The sequence below is a fragment of the Planococcus glaciei genome, from assembly GCF_900099655.1.
Taxonomy (GTDB): domain Bacteria; phylum Bacillota; class Bacilli; order Bacillales_A; family Planococcaceae; genus Planococcus; species Planococcus glaciei.
Window position 1 is genome coordinate 171,809 of sequence record NZ_FNDC01000007.1, and the last position, 7,004, is coordinate 178,812.

Consider the following 7,004-nt stretch of genomic DNA (forward strand, 5'->3'; position numbering starts at 1 on the left):
TCCGGATTACGCTTCTTTTTTGTTGATGATTAAATTACCGTTGTCCATAACTAAATGCAAAACAGTGTTTGGCGCAAGGTCGCCTTTGATCACTTCCCGAGCAATTTTCGTCTCAATTTCGCGTTGGATAAAACGTTTCAATGGACGGGCTCCGAACAGCGGATCCGTTCCCGCTTCAATGATATACTCGATTACCGAGTCGTCTACTTCGAGGCCAAGCTGCTGCTGTTTCATGCGTTTTGCCAATTCAGCCAGCATTTTCTTTGCAATGCCGTAGAAGTGGCTATTGTTCAAAGCATGGAAAATCACGATATCGTCAATCCGGTTCAATAACTCGGGTTTGAAGTGCTTCCGCAGTTCCGACATGACAATGTCTTCAATGTTGTGCTCGGTATCTTTTGCTCCAATATAAGCAGAACCAATATTTGAAGTCATGATGACGACCGTATTCGAGAAGTTGACGAGCCGTCCCTGGCTATCTGTAATGCGGCCATCGTCCAAAATCTGCAGCAGAATATTTGCGACATCCGGATGCGCTTTTTCGATCTCGTCGAGCAATACCACTGAGTACGGATTGCGTCTGACGGCTTCCGTCAACTGGCCGCCTTCTTCATAGCCGATATAGCCAGGAGGTGCGCCGACAAGACGGGAGACGCTATGTTTTTCCATATACTCCGACATGTCAATCCGGATAAAATGGTCTTCCGAATCAAACAAGTTCGCTGCAAGCGATTTCGCCAGTTCCGTTTTCCCGACTCCCGTAGGGCCAAGGAAAATGAATGAACCGATCGGTTTCTGTTCATCTTTGATGCCGGCGCGTGCACGCCATACCGCTTCCGTCACAAGCTCGACTGCCCGGTCCTGGCCAATGACGCGCTCTTTCAAGGTGTCGCCGAGGCGCAGCAATTTCTCGCGTTCGCCTTCCACCAGCTTCGTCACCGGAATTCCTGTCCATCTGGCGACGATTCCGGCAATTTCATCGTCAGTCACTTCTTCCCGCAACAACCGGGCAGCTCCGTCTTTTTTCAGTTCCCCTTCAAGAGCCGCCAATTCTTTTTCCAATTCCGGAATTTTTCCGTGGCGCAGCACGGCAGCGGCATTCAAGTCGTACTTATTTTCCGCGTCTTCCAGTTGTCGGCGGTATTGATCCAGCTTCTCGCGTTTTTCCTGGATTTTTTTCAACGACTCTTTTTCTGTTTTCCATTGCTGCTGCATGCCCGAAGATGACTCCTTCAATTTGGCAATTTCTTTGCGCAATGTTTCAAGGCGCGTAATGCTGGCCGTGTCTTTTTCTTTTTGCAGCGCCTGTTCTTCAATCTCCAATTGCATCAGACGGCGTGTGGTTTCATCCAATTCCTGCGGCATGGAATCGATTTCCGTCCGGATCATGGCACATGCCTCGTCAATCAAATCGATTGCTTTGTCCGGCAAAAACCGTTCTGTGATATACCGATCGGACATCGCAGCTGCCGCTACAATTGCCCGGTCATGGATGCGCACGGCATGATGCAGTTCAAAACGCTCTTTCAAGCCCCGCAAAATTGAAACCGTGTCTTCGACAGACGGCTCACGCACCATGACCTGCTGGAACCGGCGTTCAAGCGCCGGGTCTTTTTCGATGTGCATGCGGTACTCGTCCAGTGTCGTAGCACCAATGCAGAACAGCTCGCCGCGCGCCAGCATTGGCTTCAGCATATTCCCTGCATCCATGGCGCCTTCCGTGCGGCCCGCTCCCACAATCGTGTGGATCTCATCAATAAAAAGAATAATTTCCCCGTTGCTGTCTTTCACTTGTTTTAAAACACTTTTTAAGCGTTCCTCAAATTCTCCCCGGTATTTGGCGCCTGCAATCAGTAAGCTCATATCGAGCTCATAGATCGTCCGGTTTTTCAAACCTTCCGGCACATCATTGCGGACAATCCGCTGGGCCAGCCCTTCGACAATTGCGGTTTTCCCGACGCCCGGCTCACCAATCAGCACCGGATTGTTTTTGGTTTTACGCGATAAAATGCGGATGACATTGCGAATTTCCTGGTCTCTCCCGATCACAGGATCCATTTTCCCGCTTTTCGCCTGTTCCACCATGTTTCGGCCGTATTGTTCCAACGGCGATTTTTGTTCTTGATTAGCAAATTGAACCATTTTCTTCACTCCTTTAAGAGTTTGACCTTCTTTGACTAATTTGATTATATGCAATTTCAGTAGAGAAGGCAAATGATATGCTAATAAAAAAACCTCCAGGAAATAGATTCCTGAAGGTTTTGATTAACGGACGCCGAGCGCCATTTTCGCGTAGCGCGACATTTTGTCTTTGCCCCATACCGGCTGCCAGACGATTTTCACATCGACTTCGCTTACTTCCGGCAATTCGTATAGTGCATGTTTCACCATATCAACGATTTGAGGTCCCATTGGACATCCCATTGAAGTCAATGTCATTGTGACTACTGTAAAGCCCTCTTCTGACATCTCGACATCGTATACAAGGCCCAAGTTGACAATATCCACTCCAAGTTCCGGGTCAATGACTTGTTCCAAAGCACCCATGATGCTGTCTTTCATATCTTGATCCATAAGAATCCCTCCTTTTTCTGCTCTTCTCATCTTAACAAACTTCGGGCTGAAATGAAATTCCCCTGCTTATTCGGCCGTATGTTCGGCCAGCCATCTTGTAGCAGCAAGCATCCCCGTGCGGCTAACGGCGTGCCCCGCTTCTTTTTCGCCCATGAAATGAAGATGCTCCGGAACTTCCTCGTATTCTTCTTTCAACGCTTTGAAAAAGCTGAATGTCGGACTATACGGCACTGTCGTATCCTGCTCTCCGTGCCAGAAAAAGACCGGGCGTTTATTGAAGATGCCTTTGTTCTTGGTGGCATCAAAGCGGGCAAGTGTAGCAAGCATCTGTTTTCTTTCTTCAGCGGTAATCGGCAGTTTGAATCCTTTCGATTCAAATTGGGCCATCTGTGCTTTTGCCAGCTGAACGTAGTTGGGTGCACCCATCATGACGGCTGCAGCTTTGATCCACGGATAAACCGTCAAAGCTCCGAGCGTTGTAATGCCGCCCATCGACGTCCCGCCTATGCCCAGTTCGCCTTTTGCCCATTGTTTTTCGTGAATGGTTTTATGTATGTATGCTAATTCTTCTATAGAAGTTAAAACAACTTCCCAAAAGCGTAGGCTCATCTGCACTTCATCAAGCCCTTCTTCCCGCTCCCCGTGCAAATGTGCATCCGGTAGCAGGACACGCATCCCTTTTTCCGCCATTTGATAGGCATAGTGCAAGTTATGTTCCTTGGCGCTCATATGTCCATGGAAAAATACCGCTGTAGGCAGGCTTTCATTTTTCTTGCCTTCCGGGTATATATGAAGCAGTGGAATGTTATTCCATTTTTCGCGTTCTACTATCATTTCGTTCACTTCCTTCATACATATCCTACCAATGTTCTCGGAAGTCGGCAAACAATCCGAAGCTCTTCACACAATTTTTTATATAAAGAAACACAGCGAACCCTTCAAGAAATTTTGACGAAACCCTTCTGTTATCGCTACACTAGAGCTAGAGAGAGAAAGGAGACGGAATAAGATGAAACAGCATTTAATCGTCCTTGACTTAGACGGCACATTATTGACCGACCAGAAAGTCATTTCAGAAAAAACAAAGCAAACCTTGAAGCACGCTTTGGAAGCCGGCCATCAGGTAATGATCGCCACCGGGCGCCCTTACCGTTCAAGCGAACCTTATTATAAAGAACTGGGTTTAACTACCCCGATCGTCAATTTCAACGGAGCATTTGTCCACCATCCGCTGAACAACAACTGGGGAGTTCACCATACACCGATTTCATTGGATGTGGTTCATGAAGTTGTCGAATCGATGCATGATTTCAATTTCCATAACATCGTGGCTGAAGTGCTTGACGACGTCTACGTCCATCACCACGACGAGAAACTAATGGATATTTTCCGATTCGGCGACCCGTCGATTACAGCGGGAGATTTGCGGAATTACTTGAAAGTGGATCCGACTTCTTTGCTCATTCATGCACCTTATGAAAAAGTCGGCTTGATCCATGACCATCTGAACGAAGTCCACGCCGAAGTGATTGACCATCGCCGCTGGGGAGCTCCTTGGCATGTGATTGAAATTGTCAAAAGCGGCTTGAACAAAGCTGTCGGCCTGGACCGTGTGTCCAAATCGCTCGGCATCTCCCGCGAGAACATCATCGCTTTTGGCGATGAAGACAACGACTTGGAAATGATTGAATTTGCCGGAGTCGGAGTCGCAATGGGCAATGCGATTGACCCTTTAAAGAGCATCGCGAACGAAATCACATTGACAAACAATGAAGACGGCATTGCCGAATTACTGATTGACCGGTTAAAACTTAAATCGTAAAAGGAGGATTTACATGAGATTATTTGCAGACAGCGCTTCTGATTTGCCGAAACAATTTTTCACAGAAGAAGATGTGATTTTGTTCCCTCTCCGCGTTCATATTGGAGATAAGGACTATGAAGACATCCGCACCATCCATTCCAAACAAGTTTATGATGCCATCCGTTCGGACATCCATCCAAAAACGTCCCAAGTATCCCCGGAAGAAATGTTAAACGCTTTTGAGCAATTGGCCAAATCCGGCGACGAAGGGTATTACATCGCCTTTTCTTCAGAATTATCGGGTACATACAGCACAGCGGTGATGGTAGCCGACCAAGTGCGAGAAGAGTATCCGGAATTGAAACTGACCATCCTTGATTCAAAAGCGGCATCTCTTGGCTATGGCACGCTTGTAAAAGAGGCGGCCCGGCTTCGCGCTGCCGGCCATTCCCTGAACGAAATTATAGAAAAGACCCGTTTTATGGCCGAACATATGGAAAGCCTTTTCACTGTTGAAGACTTGGACTATATGGCCAAAGGCGGCCGCATTTCCAAAGGCAGCGCTTTTGTCGGCGGATTGCTGAACATTAAACCGCTATTGCATGTGGAAGACGGCAAACTGGTCCCGATTGAAAAACTGCGCGGCCGGAAAAAAGTGTTGCGGCGGATGGTCGAATTAATGCAGGAACGCGGCGCCGATTGGGGTAAACAGACGATTGCCATCAGCCATGGCGATGACTTGGAATTTGCCCATTTGCTGAAAAAAGAAATCGAAGACAGCCTCCATCCTAAACAAGTGGATATTTACATGATCGGATCTGTGATTGCCGCCCATACAGGGCCAGGCACTCTTGCTGTTTTTTACTTGAATCAAGTCGATATGTGAGGTGGATGTTGTGAGTAAAATTGTCATTGTCGGTGCAGTAGGCGGCGGTGCTACAGCAGCCGGCCAAATCCGTTTTTACGATCCGGATGCAGACATCATCATTTTCGACCGGGATTCAACGATGTCTTACGCCGCCTGCGGCACCCCTTACGCTATAGGCAATATCATCAAAGAACCTGAATCTTTGCTGATGGCAGATCCGCAGCAATTCAAGGAAAAACGGAATATTGACGTGTTCCTGAAGCATGAAGTGCTGGAAATCCGGCGAGAAGCCAAACAGCTCCTCGTCCGGAATCTGGATTCCGGCGAACAATTTGTCGAATCGTACGATACGCTCATCCTGGCTCCCGGCGGTTCTGCGGTCATACCCGAAATCGTCGGCCTATCTTCTGCCAATGTGTTTGTGCTCCGCAGCTATGAGGACATGCGAGGTATCCAGCAATTTATCGCTGAAAACAAGCCGAGAAACTGTGTCATCTCAGGAGCCGGGTTTATCGGTTTGGAAATGGCTGAGAACTTGAAGCATCTGGGCCTCAACGTTCAGATTGTCCACAAATCAAGCCAAGTCATGTCCATTCTCGATCCAGATATTTCCGACCGAATTGAAGCTGAGCTGGCAGCGAACAATATCCAATTGCATAAAAACGCGGTAATTGCGAAAGCCGGGCCGCAAAAGGTAGAACTGTCCGATGGCAGCCAGCTGGAAGCGGATTTCATCATCATGAGCGTCGGCATAAAGCCGAACACGGAATTGGCCGAAGGAGCCGGGCTTCCAATCGGCAAAACCGGTGGAATTGTAACCAACGAATATATGCAGACGGAAGACCCCTCCATCTTTGCGCTGGGTGATGCGTCTGAAAATACCGATCTGATCACCGGCGAAGCCAAACGGGTTCCGCTCGCCTGGCCTGCCCACCGGCAAGCATTTTTAATTGCCCAGAAGCTGAGCGGCAATGCCATACCGAAAAAAGGGCTGCTCGGCACTTCGGTCGTCAAAATCTTTTCGCTGACAGCGGGGATGACCGGCCTGAACGAACGGACGATCCGCGACAAAGGATTAATCTATAAAACCGTTATTCATCAAGGCAATTCCAATGCCGGCTATTATCCCGACCATGCGAAAATCATGTTGAAAATCCATTACGATGCAGCCAGCCGAAAAATCCTCGGCGCCCAGTGCATCGGCGGCAAAGGCGTCGACAAACGGATCGATGTGCTTGTAACCTCCATTTACGCAGGGCTGACAATCGACGACTTGCAGGCATTGGAACTGAGCTATGCCCCTCCCTATTCGTCGCCAAAAGACCCAATCAACATGGCGGGCTACAAAGCGTTTGGAAAGTGAAGATAAAGAGATAACCGCCATGGCATCGAGAATTATCAAATGCCAAGCATAATCGAGTAGGAGGGAGTGATTAACTCCCGACCTCTCACACCACCGTACGTACCGTTCGGTATACGGCGGTTCAATTAAGATGGATGACGCAAAGTTTCATAACGTGCGACCAGACTTTTGAGTCCTTGGGAACTCCAGTAGGAGTTTCCGAGGGCTCTGTGCAATACGGGACTTTTTGAAATTCGCCAGTAGCTCTTTCGCGAGTTGCCCCATTCATAAGCCTTCCCTTTCGGGATACTCAACCCGATGAGTTTTCTCACTTTCGTACTCGGCTTCTTCCAATCTTTCCATATGCACATGCGGAGCCTTCTTCGAATCCACGATTCGAGGTCTTTGAATACGCT

7 protein-coding genes are annotated in these 7,004 nt (G+C 48.3%); 3 read left to right on the forward strand and 4 right to left on the reverse strand.

The window, feature by feature from the left end; all coding sequences use genetic code 11:
* Nucleotides 1-6: 6 nt before the first annotated feature.
* The 3 genes from BLQ32_RS10750 to BLQ32_RS10760 all read right to left on the reverse strand — a co-directional run bounded on the left by BLQ32_RS10750 (nt 7) and on the right by BLQ32_RS10760 (nt 3,408).
* Nucleotides 7-2,142, reverse strand: a complete 2,136-nt coding sequence (locus tag BLQ32_RS10750) for an ATP-dependent Clp protease ATP-binding subunit (RefSeq protein WP_074510303.1) — start codon at nt 2,140-2,142, stop codon at nt 7-9.
* A 123-nt stretch (nt 2,143-2,265) separates the two neighbouring features.
* Nucleotides 2,266-2,574: a metal-sulfur cluster assembly factor gene (locus BLQ32_RS10755; RefSeq protein WP_036804315.1), complete on the reverse strand. Its 309-nt coding sequence runs from the start codon at nt 2,572-2,574 to the stop codon at nt 2,266-2,268.
* A 66-nt stretch (nt 2,575-2,640) separates the two neighbouring features.
* The gene (locus tag BLQ32_RS10760; RefSeq protein ID WP_074510304.1) at nt 2,641-3,408 is read right to left on the reverse strand and encodes a prolyl oligopeptidase family serine peptidase; all 768 of its coding nucleotides are present in this window, start codon (nt 3,406-3,408) and stop codon (nt 2,641-2,643) included.
* 175 nt (nt 3,409-3,583) lie between these two features.
* On the opposite strand from BLQ32_RS10760, the gene BLQ32_RS10765 reads away from it, so the two are divergent.
* From BLQ32_RS10765 to BLQ32_RS10775, 3 genes are read left to right on the forward strand one after another with little or no spacing between them, the layout of a single operon-like run.
* Complete coding sequence (locus BLQ32_RS10765) at nt 3,584-4,396, forward strand: Cof-type HAD-IIB family hydrolase (protein WP_074510305.1); 813 nt, start codon at nt 3,584-3,586, stop codon at nt 4,394-4,396.
* Between the two features lie 13 nt (nt 4,397-4,409).
* Nucleotides 4,410-5,264 (forward strand): DegV family protein, encoded by an 855-nt coding sequence (locus BLQ32_RS10770; protein WP_036804324.1) that lies wholly within the window; start codon nt 4,410-4,412, stop codon nt 5,262-5,264.
* A 10-nt stretch (nt 5,265-5,274) separates the two neighbouring features.
* A complete protein-coding gene (locus tag BLQ32_RS10775) occupies nt 5,275-6,609 on the forward strand; it encodes a CoA-disulfide reductase (protein WP_074510306.1) in 1,335 nt (444 codons plus the stop codon).
* A 125-nt stretch (nt 6,610-6,734) separates the two neighbouring features.
* Here the strand turns inward: BLQ32_RS10775 and BLQ32_RS20035 are convergent.
* A partial coding sequence (locus BLQ32_RS20035; protein ID WP_280513356.1) for a group II intron maturase-specific domain-containing protein occupies nt 6,735-7,004 on the reverse strand: 270 nt, incomplete at its 5' end.

Bases quoted from the DNA above. Each gene is read 5' to 3' on its own strand.
- BLQ32_RS10750 (WP_074510303.1), bottom strand. From the start codon at position 2,142: ATGGTTCAATTTGCTAATCAAGAACAAAAATCGCCGTTGGAACAATAC.
- BLQ32_RS10755 (WP_036804315.1), bottom strand. From the start codon at position 2,574: ATGGATCAAGATATGAAAGACAGCATCATGGGTGCTTTGGAACAAGTC.
- BLQ32_RS10760 (WP_074510304.1), bottom strand. From the start codon at position 3,408: ATGATAGTAGAACGCGAAAAATGGAATAACATTCCACTGCTTCATATA.
- BLQ32_RS10765 (WP_074510305.1), top strand. From the start codon at position 3,584: ATGAAACAGCATTTAATCGTCCTTGACTTAGACGGCACATTATTGACC.
- BLQ32_RS10770 (WP_036804324.1), top strand. From the start codon at position 4,410: ATGAGATTATTTGCAGACAGCGCTTCTGATTTGCCGAAACAATTTTTC.